17 protein-coding genes, 3 tRNA genes and 1 pseudogene are annotated in these 16,182 nt (G+C 65.2%); 12 read left to right on the forward strand and 9 right to left on the reverse strand.

Annotated features, from left to right (window positions below; translation table 11 throughout):
- Positions 1-401 precede the first annotated feature (401 nt).
- Positions 402-734: a PilZ domain-containing protein gene (locus VV867_RS03480; protein ID WP_328565625.1), complete on the reverse strand. Its 333-nt coding sequence runs from the start codon at positions 732-734 to the stop codon at positions 402-404.
- A gap of 3 nt (positions 735-737) precedes the next feature.
- Positions 738-3,077, reverse strand: a complete 2,340-nt coding sequence (locus VV867_RS03485; RefSeq protein ID WP_328565626.1) for a DUF1631 domain-containing protein — start codon at positions 3,075-3,077, stop codon at positions 738-740.
- Between the two features lie 211 nt (positions 3,078-3,288).
- On the opposite strand from VV867_RS03485, the gene VV867_RS03490 reads away from it, so the two are divergent.
- From VV867_RS03490 to cyoE, 8 genes are all read left to right on the forward strand, one after another.
- Positions 3,289-3,364: transfer RNA gene (locus VV867_RS03490), tRNA-Asn, on the forward strand.
- Positions 3,365-3,373: 9 nt separating this feature from the next.
- Positions 3,374-3,450 (forward strand) — tRNA-Pro (locus VV867_RS03495).
- 6 nt (positions 3,451-3,456) lie between these two features.
- Positions 3,457-3,532: transfer RNA gene (locus VV867_RS03500), tRNA-Lys, on the forward strand.
- Between the two features lie 1,331 nt (positions 3,533-4,863).
- Positions 4,864-5,790: a ubiquinol oxidase subunit II gene (cyoA, locus tag VV867_RS03505; protein ID WP_328565627.1), complete on the forward strand. Its 927-nt coding sequence runs from the start codon at positions 4,864-4,866 to the stop codon at positions 5,788-5,790.
- 8 nt (positions 5,791-5,798) lie between these two features.
- Positions 5,799-7,775 (forward strand): cytochrome o ubiquinol oxidase subunit I, encoded by a 1,977-nt coding sequence (cyoB, locus tag VV867_RS03510; protein WP_328565628.1) that lies wholly within the window; start codon positions 5,799-5,801, stop codon positions 7,773-7,775.
- Between the two features lie 3 nt (positions 7,776-7,778).
- Positions 7,779-8,408, forward strand: a complete 630-nt coding sequence (gene cyoC / locus VV867_RS03515) for a cytochrome o ubiquinol oxidase subunit III (RefSeq protein WP_109934234.1) — start codon at positions 7,779-7,781, stop codon at positions 8,406-8,408.
- Positions 8,408-8,746 carry a cytochrome o ubiquinol oxidase subunit IV gene (cyoD, locus tag VV867_RS03520; protein WP_328565629.1) on the forward strand — a complete coding sequence of 113 codons (339 nt, stop codon included), beginning with the start codon at positions 8,408-8,410 and terminating at the stop codon, positions 8,744-8,746. Before cyoC ends, cyoD begins: the two co-directional genes overlap by 1 nt.
- Positions 8,747-8,756: 10 nt before the next feature.
- Positions 8,757-9,644, forward strand: coding sequence for a heme o synthase (gene cyoE / locus VV867_RS03525; RefSeq protein WP_328565630.1), 888 nt, complete (start codon positions 8,757-8,759; stop codon positions 9,642-9,644).
- Between the two features lie 289 nt (positions 9,645-9,933).
- Here cyoE and VV867_RS03530 read toward each other — a convergent pair whose 3' ends face one another.
- The 3 genes from VV867_RS03530 to VV867_RS03540 all read right to left on the reverse strand — a co-directional run bounded on the left by VV867_RS03530 (position 9,934) and on the right by VV867_RS03540 (position 12,149).
- Positions 9,934-11,232 carry an NAD(P)/FAD-dependent oxidoreductase gene (locus VV867_RS03530; protein ID WP_328565631.1) on the reverse strand — a complete coding sequence of 433 codons (1,299 nt, stop codon included), beginning with the start codon at positions 11,230-11,232 and terminating at the stop codon, positions 9,934-9,936.
- 44 nt (positions 11,233-11,276) lie between these two features.
- Positions 11,277-11,450, reverse strand: coding sequence for a DUF3094 family protein (locus tag VV867_RS03535; RefSeq protein WP_009617611.1), 174 nt, complete (start codon positions 11,448-11,450; stop codon positions 11,277-11,279).
- Between the two features lie 69 nt (positions 11,451-11,519).
- Entirely contained in the window at positions 11,520-12,149 is a 630-nt protein-coding gene (locus tag VV867_RS03540) for a DUF1780 domain-containing protein (protein ID WP_089390510.1), read from the reverse strand.
- A 132-nt stretch (positions 12,150-12,281) separates the two neighbouring features.
- Between VV867_RS03540 and VV867_RS03545 the strand changes: the two genes are divergently transcribed.
- The 4 genes from VV867_RS03545 to VV867_RS03560 all read left to right on the forward strand — a co-directional run bounded on the left by VV867_RS03545 (position 12,282) and on the right by VV867_RS03560 (position 14,207).
- Positions 12,282-12,698, forward strand: coding sequence for a GNAT family N-acetyltransferase (locus tag VV867_RS03545; protein WP_328565632.1), 417 nt, complete (start codon positions 12,282-12,284; stop codon positions 12,696-12,698).
- A gap of 2 nt (positions 12,699-12,700) precedes the next feature.
- Positions 12,701-13,171, forward strand: coding sequence for an FAD/FMN-containing dehydrogenase (locus VV867_RS03550; protein ID WP_328565633.1), 471 nt, complete (start codon positions 12,701-12,703; stop codon positions 13,169-13,171).
- Complete coding sequence (locus VV867_RS03555; protein ID WP_328565634.1) at positions 13,168-13,884, forward strand: energy-coupling factor ABC transporter permease; 717 nt, start codon at positions 13,168-13,170, stop codon at positions 13,882-13,884. Before VV867_RS03550 ends, VV867_RS03555 begins: the two co-directional genes overlap by 4 nt.
- A 107-nt stretch (positions 13,885-13,991) precedes the next feature.
- Positions 13,992-14,207, forward strand: a complete 216-nt coding sequence (locus tag VV867_RS03560; protein WP_109934229.1) for a hypothetical protein — start codon at positions 13,992-13,994, stop codon at positions 14,205-14,207.
- 287 nt (positions 14,208-14,494) lie between these two features.
- On the opposite strand, the pseudogene VV867_RS03565 reads toward VV867_RS03560, so the two are convergent.
- From VV867_RS03565 to coaE, 4 genes and pseudogenes are all read right to left on the reverse strand, one after another.
- A pseudogene (locus tag VV867_RS03565) lies at positions 14,495-14,608 on the reverse strand (putative toxin-antitoxin system toxin component, PIN family); the annotation flags it as partial.
- Positions 14,608-14,847 (reverse strand): ribbon-helix-helix domain-containing protein, encoded by a 240-nt coding sequence (locus VV867_RS03570; protein ID WP_275627642.1) that lies wholly within the window; start codon positions 14,845-14,847, stop codon positions 14,608-14,610. The pseudogene VV867_RS03565 and the gene VV867_RS03570, both read right to left, overlap by 1 nt.
- Positions 14,848-15,299: 452 nt before the next feature.
- Positions 15,300-15,509, reverse strand: coding sequence for a DNA gyrase inhibitor YacG (gene yacG / locus VV867_RS03575; RefSeq protein ID WP_089390516.1), 210 nt, complete (start codon positions 15,507-15,509; stop codon positions 15,300-15,302).
- A complete protein-coding gene (gene coaE, locus VV867_RS03580) occupies positions 15,506-16,114 on the reverse strand; it encodes a dephospho-CoA kinase (protein WP_089390517.1) in 609 nt (202 codons plus the stop codon). Before coaE ends, yacG begins: the two co-directional genes overlap by 4 nt.
- Positions 16,115-16,182: the final 68 nt, after the last annotated feature.

Raw genomic sequence — 16,182 nt, forward strand, 5'->3', positions numbered from 1 at the left:
GCCCCGCGTTGCGGGGCTTTTTCTTTTTTGCTTTTTGCTTTTGTAGGAGCGAGCTTGCTCGCGAACAGCGTTCTGCTGGTCAGGTTCGGTGCATGTCCTGAAGAACGCCCTCTCCCTAACCCTCGGCTGCGCGCCCTGCCCTGAAGGGAGAGGGGACCGTTGGGCAGGCGCTGGTGTTCTGGAGTCAGCCGGCAATGCCAAAAGCTGCCGGCTGGAACCAGGCCTTCTCTCGGCACGGACAAGCCCCCTCTCCCTTCAGGGAGAGGGCTGGGGAGAGGGGGCGGAGTAAACCTGAAGCACCTGCGCTACCGGCGGCTGCCATTCGTGAGCAAGCTCGCTCCTACGAGGAGCTCACCAAGTGATGGGATATCGGAGGATGGTTCGCATAGCGCGAAGCGCCCTCAGAGATGCGCGATCAGCTCTTCCAGCGCCTTCGCCTGGTCGTCCGCCAGGTCGATGATGTGGAAGCCCGCCCAGTCCAGCTGGCCGTCGGCGCCCTTGCGGCTCCACAGGCAGTCGGCGCCCAGCGTTATCTCGCCTACCTCGTGCAGCGGTGGCAGGGGCACCAGGCGGCATTCCAGCACCGAGTCCGCCGCCGGCACGTCGACGCCACAGAGCATGAAGCCTTCGATGGACAGGTCGGCCAGGCGGCCGAGGCTGCGTCCGGTGTGGCGGTCGAAGACCTCGACCTTCAGGTCCGTGCGGTGCCGGTTGTGCTGGCGGCGTTCGTCCATCGCTTACTCCTCGGATGGGCTGTTGGGGCGCCCGGCAAAGCGCTGCAACATGCGGTAGATGGCACCCAGTGCGCGGTCGACCAGGGGCTGCTGTCCGGCCCCGGCCAGGCGTACCTTGCCCTGTTCCATCTCCAGTGCCAACTGGCCGATGGGTTTGACCGCGACGCGCTGCCCCAGGTGGTCGACGAACATATAGTTGCGCGTGGTGGGGCTGAACCAGGACAGCTTGAGGCGCCGTGGCGGCGTGCTGTCGGTGAACTCGAACCAGGTGCCGAACTCGATGCGGCGCAGCTCCTCCATGATCGCCCGGGCGCGGATGGACAGGCTTTCCTCGGTCTGCCGCTCGGCCACGGTTTCGCCGTCGAGCATCGCCCCCAGCGGGCTTTCCGGCAGTTCGGGGTGCAGCTTGGCGGCGATTTCAGGCTGCTGGGCCTGGATCGCGTGCTGGCAGGCGACCAGGTCCTGCAGCAGGCGGCGAATGCCGTCCTCATGGTAGCCGCCGAGCACTTCCAGGCCCTTGCGCAGGTCCTCCAGCAGCGCCGGGCGCAGGGCCTGCAGGCGCTCACGGCCGGCGCTGTCCTGCGGCGTGACGCTCCAGGCCAGTTGTTCGGCGATCTCGCAGGCGCGGCGCCATTCGTCGCTGTCGTCGCCGTTGCGCAGGAGGATGAAGGTCAGGGCGTCCGCCCAGCTGAGGTCGAGGAAGTTGCGCACCAGTTGCGGCAGCTCGCGCTCGGCGGTGGCCCGGCGGATGACCTCGATCGCCTGCTCGCGCGCGCCCAGCAGGCGGTCGCGGCCGCGGGCCGCCTCGGTGGCGCGGCGTTCGCGCAGTTCGGCCTTCTGGCGGATGTTGGCGATGTATTCGTTGAAGTCGCCGAGCAGCTCGTCGAACAGGCGCAGCTCGCCGGCGAAGTCCTGGATCACCCGCTCCACCACCCAGTGCATCTTCGCCAGCAGCCCGCGCTCCTCGCCGTCGCCGCCATACAGCGAGCCGGCCTGGGCCATGGCGTTGAGCAGGCGGCGGGCCGGGTGGTGGTGCTGGGTGAACAGCGCCTTGTCCAGCAGGGCCACCTTGAGGAAGGGGGTGTGCAGGTGCGAGAGGGTGGTCTTGCAGCTGTCCGGCAGGCTCTCGTCATCGAGGATGAAGTCGAAGACCATGCCCACCAGGTCGATGACGTCGGCTTCCTGGTCGGTCAGCTTGTTCTGCCCGGGGTGGTCGCTGCTGGCCTCCAGTTGTTGGTGCAGCTCTTCCTTGAACTGCTGCACCGCCTGGGGCTGGCGGATGCGCCGGGCGAGGTCCTGGGCGGAGATGCGCTGCAGGCGGTTGAGCGCGTCGAGCAGTTCCCCGGCGCTGTAGGTGCGGGTGGCGCTGCGTGGCGTCAGGCGGACGATGCTGTCGCTGTTGCCGAAGTTGTCCAGGCCGCGCCGCCGGTGTTCGGCGAGCAGGGCATTGAGGCCGCCGTAGAGGGCCTGCTGGTCGCTGGGCGGGTAGGGCGGCAGCTCGCTGAAGTCCAGCGGCGGCGCCTCGGTTGTGCTGGAGGCGCCCGGAGCGCCCTGGGGCTGCGTGGCATTGCCGCCGGCGGCACCTGTCGGCGGCGTTGGCGTGGCCTGCCCGGGGGCCTGTGATGCCGGGCGTGGTGCCGGGTGCGAGCCCTGCTGGGGGCGGTAGCGCAGGTTGGGCAGGATGCCGGCCTCGGTCAGGCGCCGGTTCAGCTGTTCATAGAGAGGCGGCAGGTTGCGCATCACCTGCTGGTCGAACAATACATAGAGCACGGTCTTGATGCGCAGGGCGAAGCGGCTTTCCGCGAGCATCTCGCGGAAGCACTGGGCGATGGCCTGGGGCCCGAAGGGGTTGCTGTCCTCGGCCAGCTTGCTGCCGTTGTTGAGCAGGGCCAGGCGCTGGTCCAGGGCGAACAGGGACTGCGCGCACTGCGCCTTGACCTGGTTCACCATGTTGGTAACGAGCAGGGTTTCCTCGTATTCCTCGTTGCCGACCAGGGACAACTGCTCGACGTCCAGCTCCTCCAGGTGCGCCCGGGAGGGCAGGGTGCCCTGCATGAAGTCGCTCAGGCCCTTGGCGAAACGCTGGTGGTAGAGGCGCTCGAGGGTGGGGCGCTGGCGGCGGATCTCGCGCATGCTGTCGAAGAACAACGCCTGCACCTGGTTGTTCTCGGCTTTCTCGGCGCATTCGAAGAGGGTGTCGTCGACCTGTGCGAAGACCGCACCCAAGAGCTCTGCCAGGTGGTTCATCGCCAATTGCCGGCAGCCCTGTACCAGTTCGCCGAAGCGTGGCTGGATGGCCCGGCTGGCGACGTTGGGAGACGGCGGGGTGTCCTTCGAACTCATGGGCGATCCTGTCCGTGATCTCATCGCCTGCGGGCGAGGCAACTTGGGTTTTATGCAGATATAGCAATCTGCCTGCCGGCCTGCAAAGAAAAAGAAGAAAAACTTTTTGGATCAGAGGGTTGACAGTCCGTTCGAGACCCGTAAAATGGCGCGCCTCTGATACGGGAAACGGCGAAAGCCGAAACGTAGAAGGGATTGGAAGGCTCGTCGTTCCGCGATAGCTCAGTCGGTAGAGCAAGTGACTGTTAATCACTGGGTCCCTGGTTCGAGTCCAGGTCGCGGAGCCAACTTCCAAGCGGGGTATAGCGCAGTCCGGTAGCGCGCCTGCTTTGGGAGCAGGATGTCGGGAGTTCGAATCTCTCTACCCCGACCATATCGAGGGTCGTTAGCTCAGTCGGTAGAGCAGTTGGCTTTTAACCAATTGGTCGTAGGTTCGAATCCTACACGACCCACCATCTTCCAGCCGATCGCTTAGGCGAACGGCAACGAAAAGCCCGCGGTCTCGTCGAGATCGCGGGTTTTTTCGTTTCATGGCTGTGGCATTCGAGGCGGTAGGCGGGGCTTGCTCGATTTCGTAGGAGCGAGCTTGCTCGCGAACCGGCCGGTGACGTCTGCGCTCGGGGTCAACTCCGCTCCCGCTCCCTAACCCTCGGCTGCGCGCCCCGCCCTGAAGGGAGAGGGGACCGTTGGGCAGGGGTTGGTGCTGTGGCGTTAGCCGGTTATCAGGCAATTTCCGGCTGAAACCATTCCCTATCTCGGCACGGACAAGCTCCCTCTCCCTTCAGGGAGAGGGCTGGGGAGAGGGTAAGGAGCCAGACCGAAACAATGCAGCCACCGGTGAGCACGGTTCGCGAGCAAGCTCGCTCCTACGAAAAGCCGAGCCATTCGTAATGAGGCTGTCATTTCGCCGGGCTAATGTTTTTCGCCGTTTGTACTCATCGCGAAATCAGTCATATCCGGCCGATTTTTGCCCAGTCAAAAACGGCCATCCCGTCAGAATCTGAAACGCTTTTCCCCCTCGAACCGCTTGATGCGGCGATGTGTCGCACTCTGCGCAGGGCATCTGCGAGCACATTTTCAATCGGCTTGATCGGCGTCATTTCCAGACTGGCGAAGCTGTTCTAGGGCGTCTTCCAAGGGGCGCTCCCGATGCGGCTGGATGCCGCGCCAGGCGGGGCATCCAGGCATCTTGACGATGGCGTTCGGAAGGCGCCGGAAAGCGATTTTCCAACCTTGCATTTCCTGCGGGAATTGATCGTTTTTCGAGCAGCCACGGCAGCCATTCTTAACCCTGGCGAGAAAATGTCTTGTTAAAAATGAAGGGGCGGGGCCTTGCCAGTGGTTTCTGAAATGTCTTGTAATATCGCCCGCCCATTCCTGACCCCATAGCGCCTCGGTTCCAGCGTCGCAGAACCTTGGCAGGCACTCGCCGCAGGCGGTGCTGGAATAACAACGAGGGGCTGACTGTGGTGGGTTTCTGCTCAACGACGAGTAGGGCAATCCGCTCGTGAACAGGTATCGGCCAGGCAGGCTTCCCAAGGGAGCGGCAGGGCAGGTGCCAACACGCTGAATAACACGGAACGAATCAGCACACGGATCGGTTTCGCTACGCGAAAGCCGGGCTGGGTTCCTTTTGCCTTGTTTTCTTGCAGCGCCGATTCGCTACCCCATGGATCCACCAAGACGTCTCGCCTCGGAAGGCGCGGCGGGCAGTTCGTCGAGCATGAACCCTGCGTGGGTAAATCTCATGGGCGGTGTAGCTATGTTCATCCATTAAGGCCGCAAGATGAAAATAGACCAGTACTCTGGATACCTGAAGAGATTGTCCTTGCTGCTCCCGCTGCTCTCCCTGGGCGGTTGCAACATGGTCCTGTTCGACCCCAAGGGGCAGATCGGTGCTGACGAGAAGTCGCTGATCATCACCTGTACCCTGCTGATGCTGCTCGTGGTGGTGCCGGTGATCGTCATGACCCTGGCATTCGCCTGGAAGTACCGCGCTTCCAACACCAAGGCCACCTACATGCCCGACTGGGCGCACTCCACCCGCATCGAAGTGGTGGTGTGGCTGGTGCCCTGCATCATCATCGCCATCCTCGGCTGGCTGACCTGGGAATCCACCCACAAGCTGGACCCCTACCGCCCGCTGGATTCCGACGTCAAGCCGATCACCATCCAGGCCGTCTCGCTGGACTGGAAATGGCTGTTCATCTACCCGGAGCAGGGCATCGCGACCGTCAACGAGATCGCCTTCCCGAAAGACACCCCGGTGAACTTCCAGATCACCTCGGACACCGTGATGAACTCCTTCTTCATCCCGCAGCTGGGTAGCCAGATCTACTCGATGACCGGGATGCTGACCAAGCTGCACCTGATCGCCAACGAAGAAGGCGTGTTCGACGGCATCTCCGCGAACTACAGCGGCGCCGGCTTCTCCGGCATGAAGTTCAAGGCCATCGCCACTTCCGAGCAGGGCTTCCAGGACTGGGTCGCCAAGGTCAAGTCCGCCCAGGCCGGCCTCACCGAGGAAGGCTTCCCCGCGCTGGCCAAGCCGAGCGAGAACGTGCCGGCCACCTACTTCTCCTCGGTCACCCCGGACCTGTTCCAGCACATCCTGACCAAGCACGAGCGTGCCGGTCTGGCCATGGGCAAGGGCAAGGCTGAGCACGCCGAAGGCGAAGCAGAATCGCAATCCAATCCGAGTATCCAGGAGTAACCGCGCAGATGTTCGGGAAACTGACTCTGTCGGCCGTGCCTTATCACGAGCCGATCATCATGGTCACGCTGGCGGTCGTTGCCCTGTTGGGCATCGGCGTCGTCGGCGCGGTCACCTACTACCGCAAGTGGACCTACCTGTGGACCGAATGGCTGACCTCCATCGACCACAAGAAAATCGGCGTGATGTACATCATCGTCGCCCTGATCATGCTGCTGCGCGGCTTCGCCGACGCCATCATGATGCGCGGCCAGCTGGCCCTGGCCGAAGGCGCCAACCACGGCTTCCTGCCGCCTGAGCACTACGACCAGATCTTCACCGCCCACGGCATGATCATGATCATCTTCATGGCCATGCCCTTCATGACCGGCCTGATGAACCTGGCGGTGCCGCTGCAGATCGGCGCCCGCGACGTGGCCTTCCCGTTCCTGAACTCCCTCAGCTTCTGGCTGCTGGTGGTCAGTGCGATGCTGGTCAACGTGTCCCTGGGCCTGGGCGAGTTCGCCCGTACCGGCTGGGTGGCCTACCCGCCGCTGTCCGAGCTGGCCTACAGCCCGGGCGTGGGTGTGGACTACTACATCTGGGCCTTGCAGATATCCGGCATGGGCACGCTGCTGACCGGCATCAACTTCCTGGTCACCGTGTTCAAGATGCGCACCCCGGGCATGAAGCTGATGCAGATGCCGATCTTCACCTGGACCTGCACCTTCGCCAACATCCTGATCGTCGCGTCCTTCCCGATCCTGACCGCGGCCCTGGGCCTGCTGTCGCTGGACCGCTACCTGGACATGCACTTCTTCACCAACGAGCTCGGCGGCAACGCCATGATGTACATCAACCTCTTCTGGGCCTGGGGCCATCCCGAGGTGTACATCCTGATCCTGCCGGCCTTCGGTATCTTCTCCGAAGTCACCGCCACCTTCGCCGGCAAGCGCATGTTCGGCTACACCTCGATGGTGTGGGCGAGCGCCGCGATCACCTTCCTCGGCTTCACCGTGTGGCTGCACCACTTCTTCACCATGGGTTCGGGCGGCGACGTCAACGGCTTCTTCGGCGTTGCGACCATGCTGATCTCCATCCCCACCGGGGTGAAGCTGTTCAACTGGCTGTTCACCATCTACCGTGGCCGCCTGCGCTTCGACACCCCGATCCTGTGGACCCTGGGCTTCATGGTCACCTTCACCATCGGTGGCATGACCGGCGTTCTGCTGGCCATCCCGGGTGCCGACTTCCTGCTGCACAACAGCCTGTTCCTGATCGCCCACTTCCACAACACCATCATCGGTGGCGCGGTGTTCGGCTACCTGGCCGGCTTCGCCTTCTGGTTCCCGAAAGCCTTCGGCTTCAAGCTGGACGAGAAGTGGGGCAAGCGTTCGTTCTGGTGCTGGCTGGTCGGCTTCTACATGGCCTTCATGCCGCTGTACATCCTCGGCTTCATGGGCATGACCCGTCGCCTGAACCACTACGACAACCCGCTGTGGAAGCCGTACCTGGTGGTGGCCTTCTTCGGCGCCGTGCTGATCCTGTTCGGCATCCTCAGCCAGCTGATCCAGCTGTTCGTCTCGATCAAGAACCGCAAGCAACTGGCCGACGTGACCGGCGACCCGTGGGGCGGCCGCACCCTGGAGTGGTCCACTTCCTCGCCGCCGCCGTACTACAACTTCGCCGAGCTGCCGGTGGTGCGTGACGTCGACGCCTTCCACGAAATGAAGCAGAACGGCCGCGCCTACCAGGCTCCGGCGTCCTACAAGCCGATCCACATGCCGAAGAACACCGCCGCTGGCTTCTCCATCGCGCTGTTCGCCTTCATCTTCGGCTTCGCTGCGATCTGGCACATCTGGTGGCTCGCGGGCATCGGCTTCGTCGGCATGATCGCCTCCGTCATCGTGCGCAGCTACGTCACCGACCTGGACTACTACGTCCAGCCGGACGAGATCGAGCGCATCGAGAACCGCCACTTCCAGCAACTCGCCAAACAGGTCTGATCCATGTCTACGGCAGTATTGAGCAAACACTCGGTCGCCCACGAAGCGGGGCATGACCACGATCACGAACACCACGACGCGGGTGGCATGACGGTCTTCGGCTTCTGGCTGTACCTGATGACCGACTGCATCCTGTTCGCCAGTGTCTTCGCCACCTACGCTGTGCTCGTCGGCCATACGGCCGGCGGCCCCAGCGGCAAGGACATCTTCGAACTGCCCTACGTGGCCGTCGAAACCGCGATCCTGCTGATCTCCAGCTGCACCTACGGCCTGGCCATGCTGGCCGCGCACAAGGGTGCCAAGGCCAAGGCCATCGCCTGGCTGGGCGTGACCTTCCTCTGCGGTGCCGCGTTCATCGCGATGGAAGTCAACGAGTTCCATCACCTGATCGTCGAAGGCTTCGGCCCGAGCCGCAGCGCCTTCCTGTCGTCCTTCTTCACCCTGGTCGGCATGCACGGCCTGCACGTGAGTGCCGGCCTGCTGTGGATGCTGGTGCTGATGGCGCAGATCGGCACTCGTGGCCTCACCGCGCAGAACAACACCCGGATGATGTGCCTGAGCCTGTTCTGGCACTTCCTGGACATCGTCTGGATCTGCGTATTCACAGTCGTCTACCTGATGGGGGCCGTGTAATGAGCGCCGCTGCACACGACAACCACGGCGCCGGCCACGGCAGCCTGGGTTCCTACGCAATCGGTTTCGTGCTGTCGATCATCCTCACCGCGATTCCGTTCTACATGGTCATGGACGGCGGTTTCACCCGCCACGCGACCATCCTCGCCATGGTCATCCTCGGCCTGGTGCAGGTGGTGGTGCACCTGGTGTGCTTCCTGCACATGAACATGTCCTCGGAAGGCCGCTGGAACGTGATGGCGTTCATCTTCACGCTGATCGTCATCCTGCTGGTGGTGGGCCTGTCGCTGTGGATCATCTTCAGCGCCGACACCCTGATGATGCCGATGGTGAACTGAGGCTGACGACGTGAAGCTGAAGCGTTATCTCCTGGTGACCAAGCCAGGCATCATCTTCGGCAACCTGATCGCCGTGGCGGGGGGCTTCTTCCTCGCCGCGCGCGGCAGTGTCGACCCGATGCTGCTGCTGGCGACGGTGGTCGGGCTGTCGCTGGTGGTGGCCAGTGGTTGCGTGCTGAACAACTGCATCGACCGTGACATCGACCGCCACATGGAGCGTACCCGCGGCCGCGTGACCGTGACCGGGCAGATCTCGCTGAAGGCCGCCCTGGCCCACGGCGTGGTGCTCGGCCTGGCGGGCTTCGGCCTGCTGGGGTGGAAGACCAACGTGCAGGCGACCCTGATGGCGGCGTTCGGCTTCGTCGTCTACGTCGGCTTCTACAGCCTCTGGCTCAAGCGCACGTCGATCTACGGCACCCTGGTGGGCAGCCTCTCCGGGGCCATGCCACCGGTGGTGGGCTACTGCGCCGCGGCCGGTCATTTCGACATGGGCGCCGCGGTGCTGCTGCTGATCTTCTGCCTGTGGCAGATGCCGCACTCCTACGCCATCGCCATCTTCCGCCTGAACGACTACAAGGCGGCAGGTATCCCGGTGTGGCCGGTGGCGCGCGGCATCGAGGCGACCAAGCGGCAGATCCTCTACTACGTGCTGGCCTTCGGCGCCGCCACCCTGCTGCTGACCGTGACCGGCTTCGCCGGCTACGGTTACCTGGTGGTGGCCCTGGCGGTCAGCGCCTGGTGGCTGTTCATCGCCGTCTCGGGCTTCCGCGCCGAAGACGATCGCCTGTGGGCGCGCAAGCTGTTCGCGTTCTCCATCATCGCCATCAGCGTGCTGAGCCTGATGATGTCGATCGACTTCCAGGGCCTGCCGGCCCCGGCGCTGGTAGCCGCGCTGTAAGGCAAGCCAGTGGCACGAAAAAGCCGCCCCTCGGGGCGGCTTTTTCATGCCTGGAAAAACATCGCGAACGTTATGCTTCGGTCGCGCACGGCTTTTCGTAGGAGCGAGCGTGCTCGCGAACAATAGGCCCACCGCCGAACCCTCCTGTAGGAGCGCGCCCTGCGCGCGAATCGCGGGCAGGGCCCGCTCCTACAGGGAGCACGGAGCGGATGAATCCGCTTCTACAGGTGTACGGGCCCCTGGCGTAGGGCGCATAACCGTTCGCGGTTATCCGCCGTTTCCCGGCGCGTCAGTGCAGCTTCAGCCTCGGCTCGGTACTGCGCCCGATACGGTCGCCGATCATCATCAGCGCCGTGCGGGTAAAGCCATACAGCGCCATCTGGTGCATGCGGTACAGCGAGATGTAGAACATCCGCGCCAGCCAGCCTTCCAGCTTCACGCTGCCCATCAGGTTACCCATCAGGTTGCCCACCGCGCTGAAGCGCGACAGCGAGATCAGCGAGCCGTAGTCGGTGTAGCGGTATTCCCCCAGCGGCTTGCCTTCCAGGCGCGCCACCAGCGACTTGGCCAGCAGCGAGGCCTGCTGGTGCGCGGCCTGGGCGCGCGGTGGCACGGTGCGTTCGCTGCCGTCGCCGAGCGGGCAGGCGGCGCAGTCGCCGAAGGCGAAGATGTTCTCGTCGCGGGTGGTCTGCAGGGTCGGGCGCACCACCAGCTGGTTGATGCGGTTGCTCTCCAGGCCGTCCAGGTCCTTGAGCAGGCTGGAGGCGCGGATGCCGGCGGCCCAGACCTTGAGGCTGGCGGGGATGAACTCGCCGCTGGCGGTCTTCAGCCCCTCGCCGGTCACCTCGCTGACCGGCGAGCCGACCAGCACGCGCACGCCGAGCTTCTCCAGGGTGCGGTGCACCGGCTGGCTGATGCGCTCGGGCAGCGCCGGCAGCACCCGCGGGCCGGCCTCGATCAGGGTGATGCGCATGTTCTCCGGCTGGATGCCATTCAGCCCGTAGGCCGCCAGCTCCTGCGCGGCATGGTGCAGCTCGGCCGACAGCTCGACGCCGGTGGCGCCGGCGCCGACGATGGCCACGCTGATCTGGTCGTCCTCGCCCTGGCGGGCATGGGCGCGCAGGTAGTGGGTGAGCAACTGCTTGTGGAAGCGCTCGGCCTGCTCGCGGGTGTCCAGGAAGATGCAGTGCTGCGCGGCCCCGGCGGTGCCGAAGTCGTTGGTGGTGCTGCCGATGGCCAGGACCAGGGTGTCGTAGCCCAGGGTGCGCGCCGGCAGCAGCTCGCTGCCATCCTCGTCGAGGGTGGCGGCCAGCTGGATGCGCTTGGTCGCGCGGTCCAGCCCGCTCATCCGGCCGAGCTGGAACTGGAAGTGGTTCCATTTCGCCTGGGCGACGTAGTTCAGCTCATCCTCCGCGGAGTTGAGCGAGCCGGCGGCCACTTCGTGCAGCAGGGGTTTCCAGATGTGGGTGAGGTTGGCGTCGACCAGGGTGACCTGGGCGCGACCCTTTTTACCCAGGGTGCGGCCGAGACGGGTCGCGAGCTCCAGCCCGCCGGCGCCGCCGCCGACGATCACGATACGATGGGACATGGGACGTACTCATAGCTAGGGAATCCTGTGCGGGCCGGCGGCGCTCAGTGCGCGAGGTAGGCCAGGAGGCGGCTGAGCAGTCCCAGGACGATGACCACGAGGGTGAGCCCGGCCATCATCAGCCAGGGCTTGAAAGGTGCACGCTCGACTTGGTGAACGGGCGAGCTGAGGTACTGCTCGACCTTCTGCTGGTCTTCGGGGCTCAAGCGACTGGGCATGGGCGGCCTCCGTTTCTAATGCCGAGCATTCTAGTCGGGTGTTGGCTCGCGCTCAATCCGACCCGTCGGTCAGAGCCCGACACCATTGTCGAGCAGCACTACGCGGCCGAGCTGGCTGCGCAGGAAATCCGGGGCGTCCTCGTGGGCGAAGATCACCCGGGCGAAGTTCGGCCCCACCAGCGACAGCGAACGCCAGCCCTGACGCAGGAACTCCGTGGGCGGCGGAAAAGGGGTGTTGAAGTCCGGGGTCTCGCGCTTGAGGCTGACGAAGGCGAGCAGGTCCAGCTCGCCCGGGTCGATGCCGCGCTCGCTGTAGTTGTGCGCCTTCTTGCGCAGGGTCGGCGCCAGGCGCCGCTGCAGCTCGCTGCAGTTGATCCGCCGCGGCTTCTGCTCGCGGCGGATCAGCTGGCGCAGGCTCTGGGCCAGGCGCCGGCGCTGCAGCTCCTCGCGCCATTCCTCGTTGAGCCGGCGGCCCTCGTCGAGGACGAAGAACACCTCGAAGCAGGCGTCGCGGAACAGCACGTCCGGCGGCTGCTGTTCCGGCGCGATGAACTCCTCCTGGCGAAAGGGCACCTTGAGCGTCTGCAGCAGGCGCTCGCAGGCCCAGCACTCCCGGTCCCACTTGCGCGCGTTGGAGAGGAACTCATTGGCCAGTTCCGCCTGGCGCCGGAGCAGGTGCAGGTAATCGGTTTCATTCATATCAACAGCTTAGCCGCTGCTGGCGCTTCGGTCCCGCTGCGACATGGCGCCTCACCCCATGGCCGGGCAAAAGTGCCGGAGTTGGCGGCGCCCTGTGTACACTGTGGCGATCCTTCCCCGGAGCCCTTCAGCATGTTCCTGCGCAGCGCATCGACCGCCGATCACCCGCGGCTCATCGCCCTCTGGGCGCGCACGCCGGGCATCCAGCTGCGCCGCGACGACGACTTCGAACCCTTCGCCGCCTACCTGGCGCGCAACCCCGGCCTCAGCCTGGTGCTGGAGGCCGAGGGGCAATTGGTCGGCAGCCTGCTGGTCGGCCACGACGGCCGCCGCGGCTACCTGCAGCACCTGGTGGTGGATGCGCCCTACCGGGGCCGCGGGCTGGCCCGGCGCCTGCTCGACGAGGCGCTGGCACGCCTGGCGCGGCTGGGCATCGGCAAGTCCCATGTCTTCGTATTGCGCGACGCGCCCGAAGCCCTGGCCTTCTGGGAGGGCCAGGCCGGCTGGGGGCGGCGCGACGACATCCTGGTCTATTCCGCTGGAGCCTGAGCATGAGAAGCCTGTGTGCCGCACTGTTGTTGTTCCTGGTCCCGCTGCTGGGCCTGGCCGCCGGCGAGGAGAGGCCCCCGGTGGGGTGGACGCTGCTCGACCAGTACGAAAAGCCCTACACCCAGAACGACGACCTGAAGGTTCTGCTGGTCGCCCGCGACATGGCCGGCGGCAAACTGCTCAAGGCGGCGCTCGAAGGCCGCCCGCAGGGCTACCTGGAGCAGCGGCACGCGGTCTTCGTCGCCGACATCAGCCGCATGCCCTCGCTGGTCTCGAAGATGTTCGCCGTGCCGGCCATGCGCGACTACAACTACCGCGTGCTGCTCGACCGCGAGCCGCGGGTGGCCAGCCACTTCCAGGTGCCGGCGGACAGCGTGCTGTGGATAAGCCTGCAGCAGGGCAGGGTGACCGCCACCCAGGCCTACGATTCCGCGCCCGCGCTGCGTGAGGCCCTGGAGCAGGTCCGCCCGTGATAGCCGCGCAACTGCTCTCGGAAGAGAGCCTGGCCCTGGGCTGGGCGCTCTACCTGCCCGCGCTGGCGCTTGCCGCGTGGCGCACGCCCTGGGTGGAACTGGTCAGCGACTTCCGCCGCCAGCACCTGGTGTTCGGCACCATGCTGGCGTTGTTCCTGCTGTGGCTGGTGCGCAGGGACTTCGCCTCGGGGCTGTCCTTCCATTTCATCGGCATGACCGCGGTGACCCTGCTGCTGGACTGGCCGTTGGCGCTGCTCGTCGGCCTGGTGGCGCAGCTCGGCCTGTGCCTGCTGGGGCGCCAGGACTGGGCGGCGATCGGCGTCAACGGCGTGCTGCTGGTGCTGGTGCCGGTGTTCATCACCGAAATGGCGGCGCTGTTCGTCGAGCGCCGCCAGCCGCGCAACCTGTTCGTCTACATCTTCTGCTCGGGCTTCTTCCCCGCGGCGCTGGCGGCCCTGTGCAGCATGCTGCTGGGCCTGGGCCTGCTGTGGGTCGACGGCATCTTCCCGATGCCGCCCTGGCTGGACGACTTCATCGGCTACCTGTGGCTGATCATGTTCCCCGAGGCCTTCATCAACGGCACCGTGGTCACCGGCCTGGTGGTCTTCTACCCTGACTGGCTGGAAACCTTCAACCGCACCCGCTACCTGCAGGCGCCCTGGAAGGAAGAGAAGAAGGACGAGGGCAGGGACGACGAGGATGACCGGCGTTGATGACAGCTGATTCGCAGCTGTCATCCCTTTCCTCGGATTGATCCAGGTCAGTTCGCCGCAAGCGTCACGCCGGGACACTCTGCTGCCCCACAGCGATGGAGAACGGCATGAGCATTCACAGTTGGGCCGAACAGCGCCTTCACGAACTGCTGGTGGAAGCCGAGGCGGCCGGCATGGACACGCAACTGGTGCTGCGCGCCCTGCTCAGCTCGGTGGTACGGGCCAACGCCCAGGTGCGCACGGAAGAAGACCTGGCGCACGAACTGCAATTCCTGGCCGAGAACCTCGACGAGGAGCGCGATTACGCGTTCATGCGGCCGTGACGTTGCACCGAGTCCGTTCGTAGGATGGGTGGAGCGAAGCGATACCCATCGCCGGTACCGGATGACGGGGAATGCCGTCCTTGCTGTTGATGGTGGGAGCGTGCGGGCACTGTCGAAACAACCTGCACCGAGATGCTCTTCGTAGGAGCGAGCTTGCTCGCGAACAGATTCCGCAGTGAGGCTCATTCGCGAGCAAGCTAAGCCTGTCCCCGCCGGGCGGATTCATCCGCAATGCCCCTGCAGCGGCGACGCATTCGACTCCTCGACGGCCCGGGCTCCGAGGTCGATGAGCTTGCCACGGCCCGCAATGTTGCCCACCACGCGCGATAGATGGCGTCGGGCGCGCCATGGGGCGAGATGAGGGCACTGAACAGGATGTTGCTATCCAGCACGACCCGCATCAGCGCTTGCGTGCCCAGGCCAGCGCTTCGTCGACCGCACCAGCCAGTTCGGCTTCGCTCCGCTGGGCGTTGGCGGCCTTGGCCTGTTCGGCGCTCAGTTCCAGGATATGGGCCCGCACCGCCTCCTCGATGAAACGCGACAGGTCGCCCTTTCGCCCTCCGCCCTGGCTGGCCAGGAACATGCGTAGCGCCTGGTCGGTATCGGCCGAGACGGCGACGTTCCAGCGAACGGTTTCCATGATGATTTCCTGCAATAGGTGTTTATGTGCCTGTGTGTTCATATGCCGAAATCCGTAGCGAGCACAACAGCGCAATCAAGCCCCGAGGCAGAAGCCATTCGCGAGCAAGCTCGCTCCTACCAGAAATATGTTGTGCGGCGACCGCATAGGCGTAACTGTGAGCCACCTGAGCCGAGCGCTCTTCGTAGGATGGGTTGAGCCTTGGAGAAACCCTGTGGCCATGGCGATGGAGTTTCTTCTACACCCGTAGGAGCAACTGTCTTCTGGGCTCCCTCGTTCGCGGGGGTGACTGGATCAAAATTCGCGTCTCCCATGTCGCCCCATTGTAGGAGCGGGCCCTGCCCGCGATTCGCGCGCAGGGCGCGCTCCTACAGGGGAATGGCATGGCTCGGCCCGCGTAGGATTCATCCGCGATGCCGGCCAACAGGCCGGCCCATTCAACTCGCGAACCCTCAATGCCCCCGCAGCGGCGGTGCATCCAGCTCCGCGGAGAACACGTCGTCCTCCAGGTCGTTGCCGGGAATCGCATGCTCCTCGGCGGCCCAGGCGCCCAGGTCGATGAGCTTGCAGCGCTCGGAGCAGAAGGGGCGGTAGAGGCTCTTGGCGCTCCATTCCACCGGGGCGCCGCAGGTCGGGCATTCAACGGTCAGGGGCTGGCTCATGGGCGTCCTCCGCGCAGGCTGAGATAGAAGTCGTGCAGGCGCTCCACTTCGCGCTGCAGGTGGCCGAGATCGCGGTCGTTCAGCAGTATGTCATCGGCATGCTTGAGGCGGTCGTCGCGTTGCGCCTGCGCCTGCAGGATGGCGCGCACCTGTTCCTCGGGGACGTTGTCCCGACGCACGGTGCGCTCCAGTTGCAGGTGCTCGGGCGTATCCACCACCAGCACCCGCTGGGCCATGCGGTGCTGCCCGGACTCCACCAGCAGCGGCGAGACCAGGATGGCATAGGGCGACTCGGCCTGCGCCAGGTTGCTGGCGATCTCCTGGCCGATCAGCGGGTGCAGCAGCTGCTCCAGCCAGCGGCGCTCCTCCGCGGACTGGAAGATGCGCTCGCGCAGGGCCGCGCGGTTGAGGCTGCCGTCGGGCAGCAGCATGGCTTCGCCGAAGCGCTCCACGATGCTCGCCAGCGCCGGCCGGCCAGGCTCGACGACCCAGCGCGCGGCATGGTCGGCGTCCACCATGTGCACGCCGAGGTTGGCGAAGTGGGCGGCGGCGGCGCTCTTGCCGCTGCCGATGCCGCCGGTGAGGCCAAGGATCCAGGGTTTCATCGTACTCCTCGCGCCTGGCTCCCCGTCGTCCCGCGAACGCCGGGCCGGAGAGGCAGCGCTCGAGCAGG

Source organism: Pseudomonas sp. JH-2 (genome assembly GCF_036231725.1).
Classification (GTDB): domain Bacteria; phylum Pseudomonadota; class Gammaproteobacteria; order Pseudomonadales; family Pseudomonadaceae; genus Pseudomonas; species Pseudomonas delhiensis.